This window comes from Priestia sp. ST2 (assembly GCF_055810735.1).
In genome coordinates this window covers 1,126,492-1,146,598 of the sequence record NZ_JBVVNT010000002.1, presented here as the reverse complement: position 1 = coordinate 1,146,598, position 20,107 = coordinate 1,126,492, and the positions used below count along the sequence as shown (strand labels likewise).

At 38.5% G+C, this 20,107-nt stretch carries 23 protein-coding genes; 17 read left to right on the top strand and 6 right to left on the bottom strand.

The annotated features are described in order from the left end of the window. The first annotated feature begins 15 nt into the window (after positions 1–15). From AC0KUU_RS12235 to AC0KUU_RS12205, 7 genes are all read left to right on the top strand, one after another. Positions 16–975 carry an L-threonine 3-dehydrogenase gene (locus AC0KUU_RS12235; RefSeq protein ID WP_043979157.1) on the top strand — a complete coding sequence of 320 codons (960 nt, stop codon included), beginning with the start codon at positions 16–18 and terminating at the stop codon, positions 973–975. A gap of 210 nt (positions 976–1,185) precedes the next feature. After that, positions 1,186–1,650: a hut operon transcriptional regulator HutP gene (gene hutP, locus AC0KUU_RS12230; protein ID WP_013056267.1), complete on the top strand. Its 465-nt coding sequence runs from the start codon at positions 1,186–1,188 to the stop codon at positions 1,648–1,650. A 355-nt stretch (positions 1,651–2,005) separates the two neighbouring features. Beyond that, a complete protein-coding gene (locus tag AC0KUU_RS12225) occupies positions 2,006–3,226 on the top strand; it encodes an MFS transporter (RefSeq protein ID WP_028408110.1) in 1,221 nt (406 codons plus the stop codon). 258 nt (positions 3,227–3,484) lie between these two features. After that, a complete protein-coding gene (locus AC0KUU_RS12220; RefSeq protein WP_043979154.1) occupies positions 3,485–4,150 on the top strand; it encodes a type 1 glutamine amidotransferase domain-containing protein in 666 nt (221 codons plus the stop codon). Between the two features lie 203 nt (positions 4,151–4,353). Beyond that, on the top strand, positions 4,354–4,644 hold the full coding sequence (locus tag AC0KUU_RS12215; protein ID WP_028408112.1) for a putative quinol monooxygenase: 291 nt from the start codon (positions 4,354–4,356) through the stop codon (positions 4,642–4,644). A 316-nt stretch (positions 4,645–4,960) separates the two neighbouring features. Next, on the top strand, positions 4,961–6,400 hold the full coding sequence (locus AC0KUU_RS12210; protein WP_043979153.1) for an aldehyde dehydrogenase family protein: 1,440 nt from the start codon (positions 4,961–4,963) through the stop codon (positions 6,398–6,400). Positions 6,401–6,552: 152 nt separating this feature from the next. Next, positions 6,553–7,401, top strand: a complete 849-nt coding sequence (locus tag AC0KUU_RS12205) for an MBL fold metallo-hydrolase (RefSeq protein WP_043979152.1) — start codon at positions 6,553–6,555, stop codon at positions 7,399–7,401. Between the two features lie 139 nt (positions 7,402–7,540). Here AC0KUU_RS12205 and AC0KUU_RS12200 read toward each other — a convergent pair whose 3' ends face one another. Then, positions 7,541–7,777, bottom strand: coding sequence for a hypothetical protein (locus tag AC0KUU_RS12200; RefSeq protein WP_043979151.1), 237 nt, complete (start codon positions 7,775–7,777; stop codon positions 7,541–7,543). A 165-nt stretch (positions 7,778–7,942) separates the two neighbouring features. Here AC0KUU_RS12200 and AC0KUU_RS12195 point away from each other — a divergent pair, with 165 nt between their 5' ends. The 3 genes from AC0KUU_RS12195 (at position 7,943) to AC0KUU_RS12185 (ending at position 10,251) form a co-directional block, all read left to right on the top strand. Next, positions 7,943–8,569 (top strand): LysE family transporter, encoded by a 627-nt coding sequence (locus AC0KUU_RS12195; protein WP_280559338.1) that lies wholly within the window; start codon positions 7,943–7,945, stop codon positions 8,567–8,569. 127 nt (positions 8,570–8,696) lie between these two features. Beyond that, a complete protein-coding gene (locus AC0KUU_RS12190; RefSeq protein WP_097823860.1) occupies positions 8,697–10,040 on the top strand; it encodes an amino acid permease in 1,344 nt (447 codons plus the stop codon). Between the two features lie 70 nt (positions 10,041–10,110). Beyond that, complete coding sequence (locus AC0KUU_RS12185; protein WP_013082476.1) at positions 10,111–10,251, top strand: hypothetical protein; 141 nt, start codon at positions 10,111–10,113, stop codon at positions 10,249–10,251. Between the two features lie 43 nt (positions 10,252–10,294). Here AC0KUU_RS12185 and AC0KUU_RS12180 read toward each other — a convergent pair whose 3' ends face one another. Together AC0KUU_RS12180 and AC0KUU_RS12175 are read right to left on the bottom strand one after the other, a co-directional pair. After that, positions 10,295–10,447, bottom strand: a complete 153-nt coding sequence (locus AC0KUU_RS12180) for a YpzG family protein (protein ID WP_014460817.1) — start codon at positions 10,445–10,447, stop codon at positions 10,295–10,297. Positions 10,448–10,675: 228 nt separating this feature from the next. Further along, on the bottom strand, positions 10,676–12,349 hold the full coding sequence (locus AC0KUU_RS12175; RefSeq protein WP_043979148.1) for a ribonuclease J: 1,674 nt from the start codon (positions 12,347–12,349) through the stop codon (positions 10,676–10,678). A 218-nt stretch (positions 12,350–12,567) separates the two neighbouring features. Here AC0KUU_RS12175 and AC0KUU_RS12170 point away from each other — a divergent pair, with 218 nt between their 5' ends. The 4 genes from AC0KUU_RS12170 to AC0KUU_RS12155 all read left to right on the top strand — a co-directional run bounded on the left by AC0KUU_RS12170 (position 12,568) and on the right by AC0KUU_RS12155 (position 15,063). After that, complete coding sequence (locus AC0KUU_RS12170; RefSeq protein ID WP_165575335.1) at positions 12,568–12,708, top strand: hypothetical protein; 141 nt, start codon at positions 12,568–12,570, stop codon at positions 12,706–12,708. A gap of 68 nt (positions 12,709–12,776) precedes the next feature. Continuing rightward, on the top strand, positions 12,777–12,923 hold the full coding sequence (locus tag AC0KUU_RS12165) for a hypothetical protein (RefSeq protein ID WP_157842256.1): 147 nt from the start codon (positions 12,777–12,779) through the stop codon (positions 12,921–12,923). Between the two features lie 181 nt (positions 12,924–13,104). Further along, positions 13,105–14,691, top strand: coding sequence for a type 1 glutamine amidotransferase family protein (locus AC0KUU_RS12160; protein ID WP_162213950.1), 1,587 nt, complete (start codon positions 13,105–13,107; stop codon positions 14,689–14,691). A gap of 147 nt (positions 14,692–14,838) precedes the next feature. Continuing rightward, the gene (locus AC0KUU_RS12155; RefSeq protein WP_028408120.1) at positions 14,839–15,063 is read left to right on the top strand and encodes a hypothetical protein; all 225 of its coding nucleotides are present in this window, start codon (positions 14,839–14,841) and stop codon (positions 15,061–15,063) included. A 96-nt stretch (positions 15,064–15,159) separates the two neighbouring features. On the opposite strand, the gene AC0KUU_RS12150 is transcribed toward AC0KUU_RS12155, so the two are convergent. Further along, complete coding sequence (locus AC0KUU_RS12150) at positions 15,160–15,891, bottom strand: ZIP family metal transporter (RefSeq protein ID WP_043979143.1); 732 nt, start codon at positions 15,889–15,891, stop codon at positions 15,160–15,162. Positions 15,892–16,353: 462 nt separating this feature from the next. On the opposite strand from AC0KUU_RS12150, the gene AC0KUU_RS12145 reads away from it, so the two are divergent. The 3 genes from AC0KUU_RS12145 to AC0KUU_RS12135 all read left to right on the top strand — a co-directional run bounded on the left by AC0KUU_RS12145 (position 16,354) and on the right by AC0KUU_RS12135 (position 18,473). Next, positions 16,354–17,739, top strand: a complete 1,386-nt coding sequence (locus AC0KUU_RS12145; protein ID WP_043979140.1) for an amino acid permease — start codon at positions 16,354–16,356, stop codon at positions 17,737–17,739. 155 nt (positions 17,740–17,894) lie between these two features. Beyond that, the gene (locus AC0KUU_RS12140; protein ID WP_043979137.1) at positions 17,895–18,116 is read left to right on the top strand and encodes a hypothetical protein; all 222 of its coding nucleotides are present in this window, start codon (positions 17,895–17,897) and stop codon (positions 18,114–18,116) included. Positions 18,117–18,272: 156 nt separating this feature from the next. After that, positions 18,273–18,473: a hypothetical protein gene (locus AC0KUU_RS12135; protein ID WP_165575332.1), complete on the top strand. Its 201-nt coding sequence runs from the start codon at positions 18,273–18,275 to the stop codon at positions 18,471–18,473. Between the two features lie 89 nt (positions 18,474–18,562). On the opposite strand, the gene AC0KUU_RS12130 is transcribed toward AC0KUU_RS12135, so the two are convergent. Together AC0KUU_RS12130 and AC0KUU_RS12125 are read right to left on the bottom strand one after the other, a co-directional pair. After that, positions 18,563–18,772: an alpha/beta-type small acid-soluble spore protein gene (locus AC0KUU_RS12130; protein ID WP_013058452.1), complete on the bottom strand. Its 210-nt coding sequence runs from the start codon at positions 18,770–18,772 to the stop codon at positions 18,563–18,565. A 90-nt stretch (positions 18,773–18,862) separates the two neighbouring features. After that, positions 18,863–19,846 carry a LacI family DNA-binding transcriptional regulator gene (locus tag AC0KUU_RS12125; RefSeq protein ID WP_043979135.1) on the bottom strand — a complete coding sequence of 328 codons (984 nt, stop codon included), beginning with the start codon at positions 19,844–19,846 and terminating at the stop codon, positions 18,863–18,865. Between the last annotated feature and the right edge of the window lie 261 nt (positions 19,847–20,107).

Here is a 20,107-nt window from a genome sequence, read left to right as displayed (position 1 = left end):
GAGGAGGATATTGACATGAAAAAAGTATTAATAACGGGTTCTTTAGGGCAAATCGGTTCTGAGTTAACGACGAAAATGAGAGAGATATATGGTTCAGAAAATATTATTGCCACCGATATTCGCAAAACGACGAGCGATGTCGTGACTTCAGGTCCATTTGAGATTTTAGATGTAACGGATCAGACTGCGTTATTTACGATCGCTAAAAAGCATAAAGTTGATACGATTATTCACTTGGCTGCGCTGTTATCAGCGACAGCCGAGCAAAAACCGCTTCTAGCTTGGAATCTAAATATGGGCGGATTAGTAAACGCGCTCGAAGTAGCACGCGAGCTGCAGTGTCAATTTTTCACTCCAAGTTCAATTGGTGCATTTGGTCCAACGACTCCAAAAGACTGGACGCCGCAGGATACAATTCAACGTCCTACCACGATGTATGGTGTTAATAAAGTAGCGGGTGAATTACTTTGCGATTACTACCACCATAAATTCGGAGTAGATACACGAGGGCTGCGTTTTCCAGGTTTAATTTCATACGTAACGCCTCCAGGTGGAGGAACAACGGACTACGCTGTTGAAATTTATTATGAAGCCGTTAAGCATAAGCGATATACGTCCTATATTGAAAAAGGAACATATATGGATATGATGTATATGCCTGATGCATTAAATGCTGTTATCCAACTAATGGAAGCAGACGGTTCTAAGCTTAAGCACCGAAATTCATTTAACGTTTCTGCCATGAGCTTTGATCCAGAACAAATGGCGACTGAAATCAGAAAAACGATTCCGGAATTTGTGCTGAATTATCAAGTAGATCCTGTTCGACAAGCAATTGCTGAAAGCTGGCCTAACCATATAGATTCCAGCTGTGCGATAGAAGAGTGGGGATTTAAAACAGAATATAACCTAGAAAAAATGACGAGAGAGATGCTGGGAAAGTTAAAAGTTGAATCACAGCTTGTCTTAACGTAAGTAGAGAAAAATGATTTCTTCTTTGAAAATAAAGTAAGCGCTTACTAAAAGGTGGGTTCCTTGTTTATGCAAGTTCTACTTCGTAACAGTGTTGGACAATACACATAGATCTCCTAATCCTTTAAGTGAGCGCTCGTTCGTTGAATAATCAGCACCTTTTTAGGTACCGTCTGTTAAAATAATAAGGGGATAGAAGGGAGGGAATTACAGTTGAGCAATAAATTTCAACAAGTTAATGATTTTTCAATGGGAAGATTAACATCTTTACTCGTTCTTTTACATAATACGGAACTAGCTGAAGGTATTGAAAAGGAAATTAATGAGAGAGGATACAGCTACACAGTAGGAAAAGTCGGAGCGATGGAGCTGTCTAAAGTCGTGGCGGCAATTGAAACGAGCGCCAAGACAAACAAAATTATTAATGCCCAGTCGTACCGGGAAGTTCACGCTCTTTATCATGCTATACTTGAAGCCATTCAAGGAGTTAGTCGAGGAACGCTGCAGCTGGGTGATATTTTACGGACGGTCGGACTCACATTTTCAATCGTGCGCGGAAAAATTGAGTTTTCAGGATCAAGCGACGAATGGATTAGCGTTTGTGTGTATGGAACGATAGGTGCGCCTAAAAAAGGCTTTGAACATGATACATTAGGCTTTGGTTTTAACCATATTTGAAAAAATAATGAACGAAATAGTATGTATGTAAAAAGTGAAAGATGTACATAGCTGCTTTAAAGAAGATATTTTTCTTATTGAAAGGTTCTGTGCGGCGTGTTAACATAATGATTAATATAATAACTGCCTTTAAGACGGTCCAGAGAGGCCGAAAAGGACGGATCACTCATTTACTGCTTCTATGCCTATCTGTGCCCTTTTGCCCTCTGCGACAAAAGGGCTTTTATGTGTTACTTACCTCTTTTAAACGAAGTCCAGAGAGGCTTCAAAAGAGAATGGAGATATGTTATTTATCCATTCCTTCAAAAAAGAAAGAGCGTTGATACGGAAAGAATACACTGGAGGGTGGAACAATATGAATTATCGTAACAAGACAGTTGTAGCATCAGTAGCAGGTTTGACGTTAGAAGGGATGGACATTATGTTTATCTCGTTTGCTATGTCAATGATTATTGCTGAATTTCACATTGATTTAGCAACAGGTGGACTTATTTCTTCTATTACGAATATAGGAATGCTGATAGGTGGAGTCATCTTCGGAATTTTAGCAGATAAATTTGGAAGGGTGCGGGTTTTTACCTACACGGTTCTTCTATTTGCAGTCGGAACGGCATTAACAGGTTTTGCAGCAAATGTTGAACAAGTGTATGCTTCGCGATTTATTGCCGGAATTGGGGCTGGAGGAGAGTACGGGATCGGTATGGCTCTTGTAGCAGAAGCGTGGCCGAAACATAAGCAAGGACGAGCTTCATCCTATGTTAGTATTGGCGCACAATTTGGAGTGATCCTTGCGGCGCTTTTAAGTTCTCTGATTCTGCCGATTTTCGGATGGAGAGCGCTGTTTTTTGTGGGAATCATCCCCGTCATTTTTGCTTTTATCGTACGAAAAAATTTAAACGAATCTCCTGAGTGGCTACAAGCTCAAAAAGAGAAAACAGCGGTTGTTAAAAATAATGGTAAGCTTCGTCAATTATTCGCTACGCCTAGGACGGCGATGACGACTATTTCGCTGGCAGTGATGGCTACAGTCCAAATTGCAGGCTATAACGGACTTATGATATGGCTTCCGTCTATGCTTCAGCAATCACAAGGCCTCTCTGTTTCAAGTTCAGCTCTTTGGACAATCAGTACAGCCGTTGGAATGATTATAGGCATGCTAACATTTGGTCAATTTATGGACCGTTTTGGATCGAAACGTACTTTTGGAATCTTTCTTCTTGCTTCAGCTTGTGCGGTATTTTTATACTCGTATGCCGAAGGAGGTGCAGGGCTGCTTATAGGAGGAGCTGTGGTCGGATTTTTCTCAAACGGAATGTTCGCGGGATACGGAGCATTGATCAGCAGCCACTATTCAGTAGAAGTTCGCAGCACTGCAACGAACACCATTTTTAACTTTGGGCGAGCGCTCGGAGGGTTATCACCCATTCTTGTCGGCTATCTTTTGCAAAGCTATGATATGACAGTAGCGATGACGTACTTGGCGGGGCTGTACTGTATTTCGTTTATTTTTATGGTAAGTCTTAAAAGAACGGGAGAAAAGAAAGTGAAACAAATGAACGCTCAATCTGCTCTTTAAAATAAAAGATAGATTCTATGCTTTTCTGGAAAAAACCGCGCTTATTCAAAAGGGCGGTTTTTTTGAGTGTATAAAAAATAAATTCAGATATACGGTTGTTTTTTCGCAGGTGCTTTATTAACAAAGACACATTATCTATAAAAATATTTATGGATAAGCAGATATTTTCTAATTTGTATTATAGTAATTCCTCTCTTACAATAGGGTGTGTAAGGCAGAAACAGAAAATACTATCTTTATTTACAGGAGGACGTTACTATGTCTAAACATATATTAATGGTCGTAACAACGGCTGACAAAATGAAAGAAAATCATCCAACAGGCCTTTGGCTTTCAGAATTTGGTGAAGCGTACGTAGAGTTCGAAAAAGCTGGATTTACGATTACTGTAGCAAGTCCTGTAGGAGGAAAAGCGCCGGTGGATGCTCGCAGCCTTGAAGGGGAGACTTCTCAAGAAATCTTAAATACAGCTAAGCATCTAGAGAATACCCTAAAACTTGATACCATTACAGACAGTGCTAAATTCGATGCTGTTTTCTTACCAGGCGGTCACGGCACAATGTTTGATCTGCCAGATAATCAAACGCTCCACGCTTTAATTCGTGAACTATACGAAGGAGACAAAGTAGTAGCCGCTGTATGCCACGGACCCGCAGGCTTAGTAGGTGTTACATTATCAGATGAAAAGCCGTTGGTCGAAGGAAAGGATGTCGCTGCGTTTACAGATGATGAAGAACGTGAAACAACATTGGACCGCTTCATGCCGTTTCTTTTGGAAACACGTCTGCGTGAACTTGGGGCAAATGTAGTAACTGCTCCAAACTGGGCAGATAATGTACAAGCAGATGGCAACCTAATAACAGGTCAAAATCCTCAGTCAACAATCAGTGTAGCTAAAGCAGTCGTGAAACACTTATTGAAATAAGATGTAAAAAAGCCTGTAGGCTTATAGCCTACAGGCTTTTTTATGAACAGCATCAAGAAAGACCGATGTGGATAACATGTATGTTGTGCCGTCTTGAACTAGAGAAATCAATCATCATACAAAAAATATGATGGTCAGTGTAATAAATTCAAAAAGAGGGAAGCTTTTTATGGAGAATATTTTTAAAGAAATGAGGAAAAACGATGTCAGAAATTATTATTAACGCCATTTTGCAAGCCAAGCCAGGAAAAGAAGAAGAGCTTCGATCAGAGTTAGTAAAAGTTATTAAACCATCAAGAGAAGAAAAAGGATGTATTCAATACACTCTCCACCAGGATACAGACAAAGCAGGCACATTTGTTTTTTATGAGAAATGGAAAAGCCAAGAAGATGTTGAAGCTCACATTGAAACACCTCACTATCAACAATACAGACAGCAAACAGAACCGTTAATTGAAAGCAGAGCGGTACATCGTTTACAAGAAGTACGTTAATACAAAAAGAAGGGGAACAAAAGTGTTTTAGTTGAAGGAAGATCCGAACGAGGAACCGAGATTCTTGATGGAGAATCAAACTCGTTCGGATTTTTTTGTGGTTATGGTGAACGTAGGTTTCATTTAGTGAGATCACGCAGAAGCGTAAGCGATGAGGAAAAATAATGTCAGCTGCGAAACGCCGATTGGAAAAGTGGTAAGACAGTGAAAGAAACAAAAAATAATAGAAGCGGTGTTTGAGAAGCAGACAGGCGGGTAGATAAAAACTAGATGACATAGTTCAACAATTAACAAACTAAAAGGAGAGATCAAATCAATGCGTACAAATTTAAAACACTTTATTAACGGAGAATGGATTGAATCAACAGGAAACGAAACGTCAGATGTGATCAATCCTGCTACTGAAAAATCAATTGGCAAAATTAGCTTAGGCACAAAAGAAGATCTAGATAAAGCCGTGGCAGCAGCTAAAGCAGCTCTTCCCACATTTTCAAGAACAACAAAAGAAGAGCGAATTAAAATGCTTCGCAATATTGCAAAAGGATATGAAAAGCGTAAACAGGAGCTTATTGAAGTTATGACTGAAGAGCTTGGCGCTCCTTTAAAGATTTCAGAAGAAGTTCACTATGAAATGGGACTTAGCCACTTTAAAGAAGCAGCTAATGCACTTGAAGAGTACACATTTGAAAAAGATCATGGAAGCTACAAGGTCGTGAAAGAGTCTATTGGAGTAAGCGGACTTATTACACCATGGAACTTCCCAACAAATCAGACCTCTACTAAAATTGCAGGAGCTATCGCAGCAGGAAGTCCAATGGTATTAAAACCATCAGAACTTACACCGTATGCAGCGATGATATTAGCAGAGATCATTGATGAAGCTGGTGTACCAAAAGGTGCCTTTAACCTTGTAAACGGAACAGGAAGCACAATCGGTGACGGTATTAGTTCTCACCCGGACATTGATTTTGTATCATTTACAGGATCAGGTGCTGTAGGCGAGAAAATTATGCAAAACGCGGCTAAAACAATCAAAAAAGTAGCGCTTGAGCTAGGCGGGAAATCACCGCTAGTTGTATTAGAGGATGCGGATGTAGAAGAAGCGGCTAAAATAGCAGTTTCACACATTGCAATGAATACAGGGCAAGTATGTACGGCAGCAACGCGCATTATCATTCCTGCCTCTATGAAAGAAAAATTTGAAGAAGCAGTGAAGAAGGTTCTACCATCATTCCCAGTTGGTGATCCATTAAATAAAGACAACGTAACTGGACCGCTCGTAGCAGAAAAACAGTGGGATCGCGTACAGGATTATATTAAAAAAGGAATGGACGAAGGTGCAACACTTCTTACTGGCGGAACGGGTAAACCAGACGGCTTAGAGACAGGATATTTTGTTAAACCGACAGTCTTTACCGACGTTTCAAATGATATGGTTATTGCACAAGAAGAAATCTTTGGACCTGTAACAACTATTATTACGTATAAGGATCTAGAGCAAGCTCTTGAAATTGCGAATGATACAATTTATGGACTTGCAGGCTATGCGGTCGGAAAAGATCAAGAAACACTTGACTATGTTGCTAAAAATATTAGAGCTGGTCAAATCATTGTTAACGATGCCGAGCAAGACAGAGCTGCACCATTCGGTGGATTTAAGCAATCTGGTATTGGACGCGAGTGGGGAGCATTTGGTATCGAAGAATATTTAGAGCCAAAAGCGATCATGGGTGTTAAAGTTCCGGCAAAAGTATAATTGGTGTAAAAAAAAGAAAGGAGTTTTTCTCCTTTCTTTTTTTATGGATACATAAAAGAGAGCTAGTTAAAAAAAGAATAACGAAAGCAAAGGTGGATAGCATAAACGTGTATGGCGCATATGAAGTGACACGTTAAAGGAGGGAATTATAATTGGATAGAGAGATGCACGGAAGTTCATCAACGGAAAGCTTTATTCCCATGAGCTCTATAGCCAGTGGAAAAGGAGTCGAAGTGGCACCGGATATCTACAGCTACACTACGCAGATTGTTAACATATGTTTTATAGGAAATCCAGATAAAGATAATAGTTTTGTACTTGTGGATGCGGGAATGGCTAATTCGGCTTCTATGATTATCAAAGAGGCAGAAGAAAGGTTTGGAAAAGGAAAAAAACCAAAAGCAATTATTCTTACACATGCACATTTTGATCATATTGGATCTATTATTGAACTAGTGGAGAAGTGGAACATACCGGTATATGCACATCCACTTGAACTTCCATATGTGACGGGTGAAAAAAATTATCCTGCACCGGATGGTACAGTGGAAGGCGGGCTCGTGGCAAAGCTTTCTCCACTATTTCCAACGGAAGCCATTGATTTAGGCTCTCATGTGCAAGCTTTACCAGCCGACGGCTCTGTACCTCATATGCCGGAATGGGAATGGATTCACACCCCTGGCCATTCTCCAGGACATATTTCTCTTTTTAGAAAGCAGGATCTTGCACTTATCGCAGGAGATGCTTTTGTTACCACTAAGCAAGAATATTTACTGGATGTACTAGAGCAAGAATTGGAGATTAGCGGTCCTCCTCGTTATTTAACTACGGACTGGGCATCTGCTAAAAGATCAGTTGAAGTGCTTCAGTCACTTCATCCGTCTGTGGCGGTGACCGGACATGGAAAACCGGTTTCCGGAGAATGGCTTTCAACTAATTTATTGAAGCTTGTTAAAAACTTTGATAAAATTGCCCGTCCGGATTACGGAAAGTATGTATAAGAATAAAGAAATAACTCTAATCTTTACTCAGGTCTTAAAAGTTGCAGATGAAGATCAAAAGCTCTACGAACTCACTGAGTTCGTAGAGCTTTTTTAGTTTTTTCTTATAAAAGTAAGAAAAGAGCTATTTTTACTTTCATTAAAAATTTTGCTGAATAGCCTGCTGGGCTTCGCGTAAATGTCTTAAATGCTCTTCTATTCGTCTTAATTCTTTATCGCCAGACGTTGCTTCTTTTTGTTCATTAATTTGCTGCTGAACGATGTTCAAATGCATTTGAGCATTTTGAAAATTAGCTCCATTCAAATTCATCTGTCCTTGATAAACAGCTTGTTCAGCTAATTGTAGTGCTTCTTTAATATGAGTGTATGAATTCATGCCTCTCATCCTTCTGTATAGTATTTACAGTTAACATGCGCTGGTTTTTCGCAGGTATACAAACGGATTTAGAAAAAAATAAAAATTACGTAGTACAAGCTAAGCAGGCTGCATACATTTATCATAGTTCAATTTATAAAACCTCAGAAGCAGGGAGGGATGCATGTGGGAGCTTTTTTTAGCTATATGTTATTAGGGCTATCGTTAGCCGCACCAATTGGTCCTATCAACGCCGCTCAGCTTGATAAAGGAATCAAAAATGGCTTTTTACATGCTTGGTTCTTAGGGATAGGAGCAACATCGGTTGACGCTCTTTATATGCTTGTAGTTTATTTTGGGTCCGTTCATTTTTTAAGCAGCGATTTTATGAAAACGTTTCTTTTTTCGTTTGGATGCTTCGTATTAATTTATACCGGTATTGAAGGGTTAATGAGCGCAGGGGAAATTACACAGCATCGGAACGCAAAAGGAGATTCGGTCGTAAAGTGTTTTTTTTCAGGTTTTTTAATTTCATTAACAAACCCGCTTACTATTCTTTTTTGGCTCGGTATTTATGGCTCTGTTTTAGCCAAAACAGCTAATACATACGAAACAGAACAGCTTATTTTATACAGCTGTGCTATTTTTACAGGGATTTTATGCTGGGATATTGCTATGGCAGCTTTAGCAAGCACTTTTCGCAGGTATTTAGCAGCGACGTTTTTGACTGCAGTTTCCGTTATATCCGGCCTTTCTCTAATAGGATTTGGTATATATTTCGGCTGGCAAGCTGTACAGCAATTCATTATTTAAAAGGAGAGAAAGCAGAATTGAATTTAAAGCGTTTTCTATCTGCTGAAAAATAATAGAAAGCTGCCTCTTTTTGCGCATAAATTTTTCAAACTATCACACACTACATCGAGGTGTAAGGAGTGATAGTATGAAAAAGAAAATAGGCTGCGGAAGTCAGGTTGAAGGGAAATTAAAATGGTGGCAGCTGTCTTTAATCGGAGTAGGGTGCATCATCGGTACAGGCTATTTTTTAGGATCAAGTATTGCAATAAAAGCCACGGGTCCCTCTGTATTAATTGCTTTTTTACTAGCAGCAGTATGTACATTTATTGTATTTGACGCTCTTGCTAAAATGAGTGCTCAAGATCCTCAAAAAGGTTCGTTTCGCTCGTATGCTAAAAAGGCTTATGGAAGATGGGCAGGCTTTAGCAGCGGATGGGTATACTGGAGTTCAGAGATGTTGATCATGGGGAGTCAGCTCACTGCTTTATCTCTTTTTACACGTTTTTGGTTTGATGGTATTCCACTGTGGGTCTTTGCCTCTATTTACGCTGTTTTAGGCATTGCTGTTGTATTAATAGGAACAAAAGGCTTTGAACGAATGGAAAATGTATTTGCTGTCACAAAAGTGGCTGCCATTTTAATGTTTATTGTATTAGCTAGTCTCGCTTTATTTGGATTTTTAGACGAAGGTGCCAAACAAGGGATGCCGCGAACGATAAGTGAAGTATTTCCCCACGGGTTTTTAGGTTTATGGGGCGCTTTGCTTTATGCCTTTTATGCTTTCGGCGGAATCGAAGTCATGGGGATCATGACGGTTCGTTTGGAAAAAAAAGAAGACGCACCGAAAGCAGGTAGAAGTATGCTTATTCTCCTTGGAATTATTTATATCGCTTCACTGAGTTTAGCTATTTTAATTGTGCCATTTCATGATTTTCATGGAAATCAAAGTCCATTTATAACGGCTTTAGAAACATACCATCTTCCATTTTTCCCTCATGTTTTTAATGGAGCAATGATTATCGCTGGATTTTCAACAATGTCGGCTTCTTTCTTTTCTGTAACAACGATGATTGTCACTCTTTCAGAAGATGGAGATGCTCCTGCATTGTTTTCAAAGCAAAAAAAGAAAAAGCTGCAATTTCCTATACCGGCTTTACTTTTAACAACAGCGGGATTAGTTGTTTCTATTGTTCTTTCCTTGCTATTGCCCGGGAAAATTTATGAGTATATTACAACAGCAGCTGGACTGATGCTGATTTATAACTGGTTCTTTATTTTAATTTCTTTTCATCGCTTAATCAAACAAACAGTTTGGGATAAAGTAAAACAAGCTGTTGGCCTCTTATTAATACTGCTAGCGGTAAGCGGTACGCTGTTAGAATCTGCAAGCAGGCCAGGTTTCTTTGCAAGCTTAGGCTTTTTAATTGTTATAAGTCTTGTTATTTTGAAATTGCGCCATAAGTGGAAAGAAGAAGAAGCCGCTAGCTAACATATATTTAATCTTTATGAGGGACACTATGCACGTTGTACAATTACAAAAATAAAAGGTGGTTATGATCATGCCAAAAAACAAGCAGACTCCTTCTTCACAAGTAGATCAAAAACAAGTAGTAGATGACAAAGCAAAAGCGCTACGAGAAAATAATTATGAAGATGGTCATATTCGCAAGATAACTCAAAGCGGGGCAGACGGCCAATAACAAAAAAAGACGCGTTCGCGTCTTTTTTTGTTGAAGTGTATCCTTACCAACGATGAGCTTTTGCATTACTTCGCAGGATGATGTTCGTTTGAGACATCTCTGTATGTCCATTTACTTGGGACTTTGAACGCTTCGGTCTCGTCCAGTTGTGGCGGAATAGTTCTGAATGCTGATCTACATGATTTTTATCATTCATCATAATCACCTCAAGGATAGGATACTTTCACAAGATATTTGCGGTGAAATATCTCTCTTATAGAATGGGGTAAAAAAGAAGAAATACACCTAACACTTTTAACCATACATATAAAAGCAGTGCCTATTCATAAACTACAGAAGGCCACTTCTAACTTTAGGTTAAGCTTCGGATTTATAAAGCAAAAACTGCCTTAGTGGGGACTAAGGCAGTTTTTTAGTGGAGTAATCAAACTTCAATAATGACAGGAAGGATCATAGGTCTTCTTTTGGTTTGGTTATATAAAAATTGGCCAAGCGTTGTCTTGATTTCTTTTTTCATAATGCTCCATTGGTGAACATGAGCTTTTTGTAATTGGTTTACAATTTTAGTCACTTGTCGGTTAACATCTTTTAATAACTGCTCTGAGTCTCTTGTATAAACAAATCCTCGTGAAATGGTATCTGGACCAGACACAATTTTCCCTTCCGCCTTATTCAGAGTAATAACAATAACCAGCATACCATCTTCTGAAAGCTGTTTGCGGTCACGTAAAACCGCGTTTCCAACATCCCCAATGCCAAACCCATCTACATATACATTGCCTGCAGGGATTTTTCTTGTTTGAACAGCTGTTCCGCCCTTGATATCAACAATATCACCGTTATTTATAATGAAAATGTTCTCTTTTTCCACCCCGACGGATTCTGCTAATAAGCTGTGGTGATGAAGCATTCGAAACTCGCCGTGAATGGGGATAAAATACTTTGGCTTCATCAATGTAGCCATTAATTTTAGCTCTTCTTGATAGCCATGTCCTGATACGTGCATACCTGTTGCGCTTCCTGAACCGTAAATCACATGAGCCCCGAGTGTGAAAAGACTGTCGACAATACGAGAGATATTACGTTCATTGCCAGGAATAGGCCCTGCTGATAAAATAACCGTGTCTTCAGGAAGAATTTCTACTTGTCGGTGATTTCCACTGGCTAATCTAGATAGAGCGGCCATCGGCTCGCCTTGGCTTCCAGTGCAGAGAATAGCGACTTGTTCAGGCGCAAGTGAATGTACTTCATAAGGTTCAATTAGCATCCCTTCAGGAATAGTTAAATACCCTTTCTCTAACGCAACTGATACAACGTTAACCATGCTTCTTCCAAGAAGCGCAAGCTTTCTATTCGTTTTAATCGCTGCATCTACAATTTGCTGTACGCGGTTAACGTTGGAGGCGAAAGTAGAAATAATCACTTTTCGCTTTGCTTTACGAAAAGCTTCTTCTACATGTTTGCCAACTAGCTTTTCTGAAGGCGTAAATCCAGGGCGTTCAGCATTTGTGCTTTCGGATATTAAAGCCAGTACACCTTCACTGCCGATTTTCGCCATTTTATGAAGATCTGGATATTGGTCGTTAACAGGAGTTAAATCAAACTTAAAATCTCCCGTATGCACAACAGCTCCTTCAGGGGTATGAAAGACAATGCCGAGACAATCTGGAATGCTGTGATTCGTTTTAAAAAACGAAAGCGGAATATTGCCTAATATAATTTCGGACTCTTCGTTGATTTCAATAAGCTCCGTCTCAGCAGATAATTGATGCTCTTGAAGTTTAATATCAATTAATCCAAGGGTAAGGCTTGTTGCATAAATAGGGAGATTTAACTGTTTTAAAAGATAAGGAATACCTCCAATATGGTCTTCATGACCATGAGTCACAACCAGTGCGCGAACTTTTTCTCGATTCTCTTGTAAGTATGTAATATCAGGTATGATCAAATCAATTCCTAATAAACTTTCATCAGGAAATTTAGACCCGCAGTCAATCACAATGATGTCATCGTCATATTGAACGGCATACATATTTTTTCCTATTTCATTAATGCCGCCTAAAGCAAAAATGGATAGTGTATTGCTATTTGTACTCACGCTTATTTCCTCCTATATTTTCAAAATGAATATGCAGAATTTCTACTCTTAGTATGAACATTTATTTCTGGTGCATTCTGTTAAATATGGAGATTTTATTTTTATTTAAATAGGAGGAATACAAGCAAAAAGAAAAGAAGGTCATTTTCCTAATACTACCTCTTATTTTCTTTTTATAACTCCATAAAATATAGATGTTACACGTGGAGGTGGATGGAATGAGTAAACAAAATAAAAGCAAAAACCAAGGATTCAGCAGCAGTGAAGCTGCTGTCGATAATGTGAATAAAAGTATTTTATCAAACGATATTCATACAGATGAGCTTCAAAAAGCAAAAGTAAGCCGTCCTAGCAAATAAAAGAATGACAACCAAAAGAGCAGCTTTGAGCTGCTCTTGATAAAATAGAGATAGGGAAGTGAAAAAACGTGTCAGAAAACAAAAGTTCTCAATATAAAGAAGAAAATATGTCAACTCCTAGTCGTCCTCTTGAATATAAAGAACGCGCGAACGAATCAAAAAGTACACGTCAAATGCTGCGCAGTATTCTTGAATATTCAAGTCGTTATCGTTAACAAATTTTACATATAATCATGGGCATATTTCAAAGGGCTCCTATCGACAAATATAAGGTATAAAGAACCTTTTTTGAAAAAATATATATTATTTACAATAAATTTAAAAAAATCATAAATGAACCTGCTATAATCCTCTTGAAAAGACAAGCCTTGCAAAAATTTGAGAGGAGCATTTTATATGCGAAAAAAATATAATCGCGTAGGTTATGCCGTTTTAACAATGTGTACAGCTTTATCTATCTCACTGCCTTTTACTACTCATTCAGCATCAGCAGAAAGCGCTGCTGACCCTGCACCAGAAATTAAAGCCTCTGTCGTAAATGAAAATAACGGTAAAAAAATCTTGTTTGATAATACGCATGGTCAAACTGCGGGTACAGCAGATTGGGTTATTGACGGAGGTTTTTCTGATTTTGGGAAAGGACTGGCAGGTAGTGGGTTTGATGTAAAAGAGCTGCGAAAATCTACGCCGATTACATACAATGACCTCAGTGGCTATAGCGTGTTTGTTGTGCCAGAAGCGAATATTCCGTATAAATCTTCTGAACAAGCCGCCCTTTTACAATATGTTCAGAACGGGGGAAGCGTCTTTTTTATTGCTGATCATTACAATGCAGACCGAAACAAAAACCGGTGGGACTCTTCAGAAGTTTTTAACGGATACCGTCGCGGAGCATGGACAAATCCCGCAAAAGGCATGACAACGGAAGAAGTAACCTCCGATGCAATGCAAAACGTAACAAGCTCTGATTGGTTAGCGAGTAACTTTGGTGTTCGCTTTCGCTATAATGCCATTGGTGATGTGACAGCCAATGATATTGTAGCTCCTTCTCAGGCATTCGGTATTACGCTAGGTGTTTCCACCGTTGCTATGCATGCAGGTTCTACGATTGCTATTACGGACCCAAACAAAGCAAAAGGAATTGTGTATCTTCCTAAGACAACGACAAAATGGTCAAATGCTGTAGATCAAGGAGTGTACAATGGAGGAGGAAGAGCCGAGGGACCTTTTGCTGCTGTTTCAAAAGTAGGGACAGGTAAAGCTGCTTTTATTGGGGATTCTTCACCGGTTGAAGATGCTACACCAAAATATAAACGAGAAGATACAGGATCTTCTAAAACCACATATGACGGATTTAAGGAACAAGACGATTCTACACTGCTTGTAAATATGGTCAATTGGTTAGCGAAGCAAGAAAGCTATACCTCTTTAAATCAAGTCTCAGGACTTCAATTAGATCAGGCTACAGCATTACTTTCGTCGGAAACGCCAAGTCAGTCCACTGAGCCTCAGCCAGAGCCATGGTCAGCACCTACAGCAGGCTATAAATGGTACGATACGTCAACTTTTGCATCTGGTTCATATGGTTATAAAGGTGGAACCACACAGCCCCCAGCTGCTAGTGCTTACGTGTTGGAACATCAAGCCATTTTACCAACGAGCGGCATATTCCAAATACGCGTAAAAGTAAGCGGACTTTCAGCTAACACTACGTACAGCACGTTTAATCTAGGTGCATATAACGGATCAGGAACTCAAATTGCTAAAGTTCAAAACGCAGATGGAAGCTGGCCGTCATCGTATGGATACAGCAGCAATTTTTCAATTACAACGGACGCAGCTGGAAATGGAGAAAAGGTTTTGAATGTCCAATTAAATCCAAGCGCAGCGGGGAGTGCCAATCTTCGCTTACGCCAAAGCGGTACGAATGCATATACAGAAGCTGTGACGGTAGGGAACGTAGCGGTTGAACCATTGCCTTAATAAGGCGGAAGCAAGCACTTGTGCTTGCTTTTTTATTGTTGTATTCTCTATCTTTGAGCGTTAAAGAAGCGTCAGACGAGAGGCTTATCCATAAAGGAGAAATATGATATCTTAGAAGAAAGAATGAAGTAAAAGGAGTCAGCTAATATGTCTAAATATAAAGAATTAGAGACGGGTTATCTAATGGATAAGATTAAAGAATACAAAAACTTAATTTGGAGAGTAGGACCAGGAAGTGAAAGAACTATAGAAGCTGTTCAAGAGATTCAAGGAATGGAAAAAGAGTTAAAAGCACGCAATGCAGAATTTGAAGCTACGGATTGGAAAGCTTTTACTCGGGAAATAAAAGAAAACTACGATTTTACTTATTAAGAAGACACATTCATAATAATGTGATAAGGAAACACGTCTCCAAGTAGAAGGCTTTGTGCTTTCTACTTGGAAACGATAGAAATAGTATGAAGACAATTAAGAAAAATGATCTAATATCAGCGAAGCAAGTAATCCAAGTGCAGCAATTAATCCCGTAATAGAACCTCCTTCTTCATAGGCCTCTGGCATCATTGTAGAACCTACCATAGCAATGATACCACCGCCGGCAAAAGCAGCAATAGCAGCCATAAGTGTCTCAGATGCATGGTCTAAAAAAACAAAACCTGTCCATGAGCTAAAAGCTGAAATGAACAAAACAGCTGCCCATAGGAAAAAAATTTTCTTTTTAGAGAATCCGCTTTTTACTAGACCGGTCGTACTGGACAGTCCTTCAGGAATATTACTTATAAAAATAGCGATAACAAGAAGCCAGCTAACGGTTGCATTTTCAATTAAGCTAGCCCCAATCATAATGGACTCTGGGATGGCATCCATTACGGTTCCTATAAATATAGCAATTCCAGAACTACTCGCAGCCATTTGTTTGGTAGACCTCTTTCTTTTATTCGCTCCTTGACGTGAAATTAGATAGTCTAAAAAAGTAAAAACGACAGCCCCGGCAAGAAAACCAAGAGAAGTAGCTTTTAACCCGCCGTTATGAACCGAGTCTCCAAGCAGCTCATAGGTAGATGCTCCGATTAATACACCTGTCCCAAAAGCCATAATATAACCAATTATCTTTTTGCCGATAGGCAAAAAAACTGCTGCCAAAGCACCAAGAAGGACAGCTGATCCTGAAATTCCGCCCCACATCGCAGCTTGCCACATGAAAAATCCCTCCTCATCTCTATTTTCTATGGATACTTTCCCTAAGAAGAGAAAGAAGAAACGTAAAAGGAGAAGAAAGGAATTTTTTCGATTAAGTAGTGGTTTCATTTCGTTAGCCTTAAGAAATAGAGTGTTCCCGTACCCTGCGCCTATATTTATTTTGAATGTTCATAAAATTTAAATTATACTGAAATAAAAAACTATTTCACTCAAATGATTGATTTAATAAAGGTTAAAGGTTTAATTGAGTGTTTTTCTGAAAAAAAACAATTGTATTTCTGAGGGAAATTTATTATTATAAAATAAGTAATTATACAGTCGGATAGCTAAAAATAGAAAAAGTAGTTTAGTTGTAAAGGTACTAGGTAAAAATGGAAGGTTTTAAAAACGATAGCTGTTCCATCAGACACAAAAAGTATCTTTCCTAACAGAGCTATAACAAGTTTAGGAGGAGGAAATGGAATGGCAGACAAAGAGCTAAAAAGAGGCTTAGAATCCCGTCACATTCAAATGATCGCGCTAGGCGGAACAATTGGCGTTGGATTATTTATGGGATCAGCAAGCACCATCCAATGGACAGGTCCATCGGTATTGCTTGCTTACGCAATCTGCGGAATGTTTATTTTCTTTATTATGCGTGCCATGGGCGAAATGCTGTACATGGAACCAAGCACAGGTTCATTCGCTACATTTGGCCACAAATATATTCATCCATTGGCAGGTTATATGGCTGCGTGGAGCAACTGGTTTCAATTTGTAATCGTAGGGATGTCTGAAATTATAGCGGTGGGAGCATATATGCATTATTGGTTCCCACATTTACCAGCTTGGGTGCCTGGTATTATCGCCATGTTGATTTTAGGTACAGCAAACTTAATTTCAGTAAAATCATTTGGAGAGTTTGAATTTTGGTTTGCGATGATTAAGATTGTAACAATTATTTTAATGATTATCGCAGGACTTGGGTTGATTTTCTTTGGATTTGGAAATGGCGGAGACGCAATTGGGTTATCAAACCTTTGGGCACACGGCGGTTTCTTTGCAGGCGGATGGTCAGGCTTTTTCTTTGCTCTATCTCTTGTTATTGCAGCTTATCAAGGAGTCGAGCTAATTGGTATTACAGCTGGTGAAGCAAAGGATCCTAAAAAAACGTTAACAAGCGCAATTCAAAGCATCATCTGGCGAATTTTAATTTTTTATATTGGAGCAATTTTTGTCATCGTGACGGTATATCCGTGGAATGAGTTGGATTCCTTGGGAAGTCCGTTCGTATCTACATTTGCTAAAGTTGGCGTTACAGCAGCTGCAGGTATCATTAACTTTGTAGTTATTACAGCAGCGATGTCAGGCTGTAACAGCGGAATTTTTAGTGCAGGACGCATGCTTTATACGCTTGGTGTAAACGGTCAAGCACCTAAATTCTTCACAAAAATTTCTCGTAACGGTGTTCCGATTTACAGCACACTCGCTGTTATGATTGGGTTAGTAATTGGAGTTATTTTAAACTATATCGCTCCACCGAATGTATTTGTTTATGTATACAGCGCTAGCGTGCTTCCAGGAATGATTCCTTGGTTCATTATTCTTATCAGCCAAATTCGTTTCCGTAAAGCTAAAGGGGCTGAAATGGACAGTCATCCTTTCAAAATGCCTTTTGCGCCTGTAACAAACTATATAACTATTGCTTTTTTACTTATGGTGCTTGTAGGCATGTGGTTTAATGATGAAACGCGTATTTCACTTATTGTAGGGGTTATTTTCCTGGCTCTTGTTGTCATCAGTTTTTACGCATTCGGAATAAATAAGCGCATGATACCTGATACAGAGAACGATCAACTAAAGAAATAACTATGCTTTTTCATAAATGAAAAGCAAAACAAAAAAACGGCTGAGAAAAGCCGTTTTTTTGTTTTGTTTAAATGAAAGATACAAGAAAAATGTTATTGTGCGCTGATAGTTTGGATAAACTATATTCGTTCATATAACGTAAAGGAGCGAATGTTATGAGAAGCCACAGATATATTATCAAAGATTCACTAAAAGCTGATGAAGTTGCTAGAGATTTGGAACTGCAGCTGGATATAAACCGAATGTCGGATGTCAGAATCCTTTCGGTAAATGCACAAAACCAAATACTCGTTCAAATGGAGGAGGAGAACGAAGAAGCAGGAGATGTTATTGATGTATTTATGAAAGAGTATAAAACCGCAGAAATTATTGAATAGCATGTAATTGAGAAGAATATTGAGGGGTTTCGTTGAATAAATAAAAAGAAAACACCTTTAATTTTTATTAAAAAAGGAACGCACGAAGAAAACTTCTTGTTTATCAAGAAGTTTCTTTTGTATCTGAACATTCGTTTGTATAGGTAAGGAGAGGTGATGAAGGTGAAAAGAAATGGTGAGGGTCACGTCTTTTTTATTATTCTTGGAGGCCTGTTTATTTTAATAGGCACACTCTTTGCAAATACTTCCGTTTATTTTCTCATCTCCGGATGGATAGCAGCCGTCTGTTGTTTAGGAATCAGCGCTGCACTAAAGAAAGGAAAAACAAAATCAGTCAGTAAAGAGGAGGAAGAATAATAATTTTTATATAAAAATGGAAAGTAAATATATGAAAAGGAAGAATGGATATCCATTCTTCCTTAAGTCATGGTGTGTATGAAATTGTCTTAGAAACGTCCGCCGCCAAGTTGTTGCTCAGCTAATTGTACAAGACGTTTTGTGATTTCGCCGCCTACTGATCCGTTTGCACGTGCAGTAGTGTCAGCTCCTAAATTTACTCCGAACTCGCTAGCGATTTCATATTTCATTTGATCGATTGCTTGTTCAGCTCCGTATACTAATAATTCATTATTATTGCTGCTTTTGTTGTTTGCCATTGTATTCAACTCCTTTCTGTAACGTTAAGGTGTGAATAAAGGAAGAAGAATATGCAACAAACTGATATTTATTTTATAAAAAATGTATTTTTACGTTGTTTGTCCTTCTAGAAGCTTAACGGGAAGGCAGATTTCACGAGGTATATTGCTGAATTCTCCTTCAATTTCTTTTAGTAAAATATCAATGGCTGTTTGAGCAATCGATTCAATGGGCTGTTGAACTGTAGTTAGACCAGGTAACAAAGTCTGACTGGCCTCCGTTCCGTCATAGCCCACGATTTTTAAATCTCTTGGGATGTTTTTTCCTCTTTTTTGTGCTTCTGCAACTACTAAAGCTGCAAGTAAGTCATCACTTGCAAAAATACCATCTACTTCCGGATTTTCTTCAAAAACCTTAGAAATAGTTTCTCTCTGGATGTTGCGGTCGAAGGTATTTGAAATTTCATACGTGATAGGCTGTTTTTCGTATTTTTTCATCACGTTTTCATAAGCTTTCCTTCTTAAGTTAGCTGGAGTTTCGAGTTTAAGGGGGCCGTTAATATGAATAATATGCTTACAACCTTTTGAAATGAGCAATTCCGTGGCTTGTTTTCCTCCAGCATAGTTATCAGAAGATACGGTAGGAATATCTGTTGATAAATAATGATCCACTGCTACCACAGGAAGACTTTGACTTTCTGAATCAAAAATACCTCTATTATAAGTGACGGCAATCACACCATCTACCTGATTTCTGATAAGCATCTCTACATATTTTTTTTCTTTATCAATTCGATTAAGACTGTTGCAAAGAAGTACTTTGTAGTTAAGAGAAGCACATATACTTTCAATGTGAAAGGCTAACTCTCCGAAAAAAGGGTTGCTCGTTTGCGGGACAATCATACCGATTAAATTTGTTCGCTTATTAAATAATGAACGTGCAATATCATTTGGGAAATAATTAATTTCTTTCATTGCTTTATAAACATTTTCTCGCGTTTCTTTGCTTATGTAACCACGGTTATTTAATACACGAGAAACGGTAGTCGGTGAAACACCTGCAATTTTTGCTACATCACTAATCTTGGCTTTCATCTAGTTTCCTCCTAATTTCTCCAAAACATTGCTTTTATAGTATATATCAGACATGTAAAAGCCTTAAAATAAATTGCAATCAAGCAAATAGCTTTCAGTCGTTACGTTTTCTTTTGAGTGATAAAAATCTATGTAAGGATTGTAAACGGTTTATTAAACAATTTAAACATACCACAAAGCCCACTTTTACACCTAATACAATCTTTTTTTAAATATAAAATGTGAAACCGGTTGACATATGAAACCGGTTGACATAAAATC

What these genes read in the sequence shown, in the direction of transcription:
- AC0KUU_RS12140 (WP_043979137.1), top strand. Translation starts at nt 17,895, where the DNA reads ATGAGAAGCCACAGATATATTATCAAAGATTCACTAAAAGCTGATGAA.
- AC0KUU_RS12145 (WP_043979140.1), top strand. Translation starts at nt 16,354, where the DNA reads ATGGCAGACAAAGAGCTAAAAAGAGGCTTAGAATCCCGTCACATTCAA.
- AC0KUU_RS12130 (WP_013058452.1), bottom strand. Translation starts at nt 18,772, where the DNA reads ATGGCAAACAACAAAAGCAGCAATAATAATGAATTATTAGTATACGGA.
- AC0KUU_RS12215 (WP_028408112.1), top strand. Translation starts at nt 4,354, where the DNA reads ATGTCAGAAATTATTATTAACGCCATTTTGCAAGCCAAGCCAGGAAAA.
- AC0KUU_RS12170 (WP_165575335.1), top strand. Translation starts at nt 12,568, where the DNA reads ATGAGTAAACAAAATAAAAGCAAAAACCAAGGATTCAGCAGCAGTGAA.
- AC0KUU_RS12150 (WP_043979143.1), bottom strand. Translation starts at nt 15,891, where the DNA reads ATGTGGCAAGCTGCGATGTGGGGCGGAATTTCAGGATCAGCTGTCCTT.
- AC0KUU_RS12160 (WP_162213950.1), top strand. Translation starts at nt 13,105, where the DNA reads ATGCGAAAAAAATATAATCGCGTAGGTTATGCCGTTTTAACAATGTGT.
- AC0KUU_RS12125 (WP_043979135.1), bottom strand. Translation starts at nt 19,846, where the DNA reads ATGAAAGCCAAGATTAGTGATGTAGCAAAAATTGCAGGTGTTTCACCG.
- AC0KUU_RS12180 (WP_014460817.1), bottom strand. Translation starts at nt 10,447, where the DNA reads ATGAATGATAAAAATCATGTAGATCAGCATTCAGAACTATTCCGCCAC.
- AC0KUU_RS12155 (WP_028408120.1), top strand. Translation starts at nt 14,839, where the DNA reads ATGTCTAAATATAAAGAATTAGAGACGGGTTATCTAATGGATAAGATT.
- AC0KUU_RS12190 (WP_097823860.1), top strand. Translation starts at nt 8,697, where the DNA reads ATGAAAAAGAAAATAGGCTGCGGAAGTCAGGTTGAAGGGAAATTAAAA.
- AC0KUU_RS12220 (WP_043979154.1), top strand. Translation starts at nt 3,485, where the DNA reads ATGTCTAAACATATATTAATGGTCGTAACAACGGCTGACAAAATGAAA.
- AC0KUU_RS12185 (WP_013082476.1), top strand. Translation starts at nt 10,111, where the DNA reads ATGCCAAAAAACAAGCAGACTCCTTCTTCACAAGTAGATCAAAAACAA.
- AC0KUU_RS12235 (WP_043979157.1), top strand. Translation starts at nt 16, where the DNA reads ATGAAAAAAGTATTAATAACGGGTTCTTTAGGGCAAATCGGTTCTGAG.
- AC0KUU_RS12210 (WP_043979153.1), top strand. Translation starts at nt 4,961, where the DNA reads ATGCGTACAAATTTAAAACACTTTATTAACGGAGAATGGATTGAATCA.
- AC0KUU_RS12225 (WP_028408110.1), top strand. Translation starts at nt 2,006, where the DNA reads ATGAATTATCGTAACAAGACAGTTGTAGCATCAGTAGCAGGTTTGACG.
- AC0KUU_RS12200 (WP_043979151.1), bottom strand. Translation starts at nt 7,777, where the DNA reads ATGAATTCATACACTCATATTAAAGAAGCACTACAATTAGCTGAACAA.
- AC0KUU_RS12135 (WP_165575332.1), top strand. Translation starts at nt 18,273, where the DNA reads ATGAAGGTGAAAAGAAATGGTGAGGGTCACGTCTTTTTTATTATTCTT.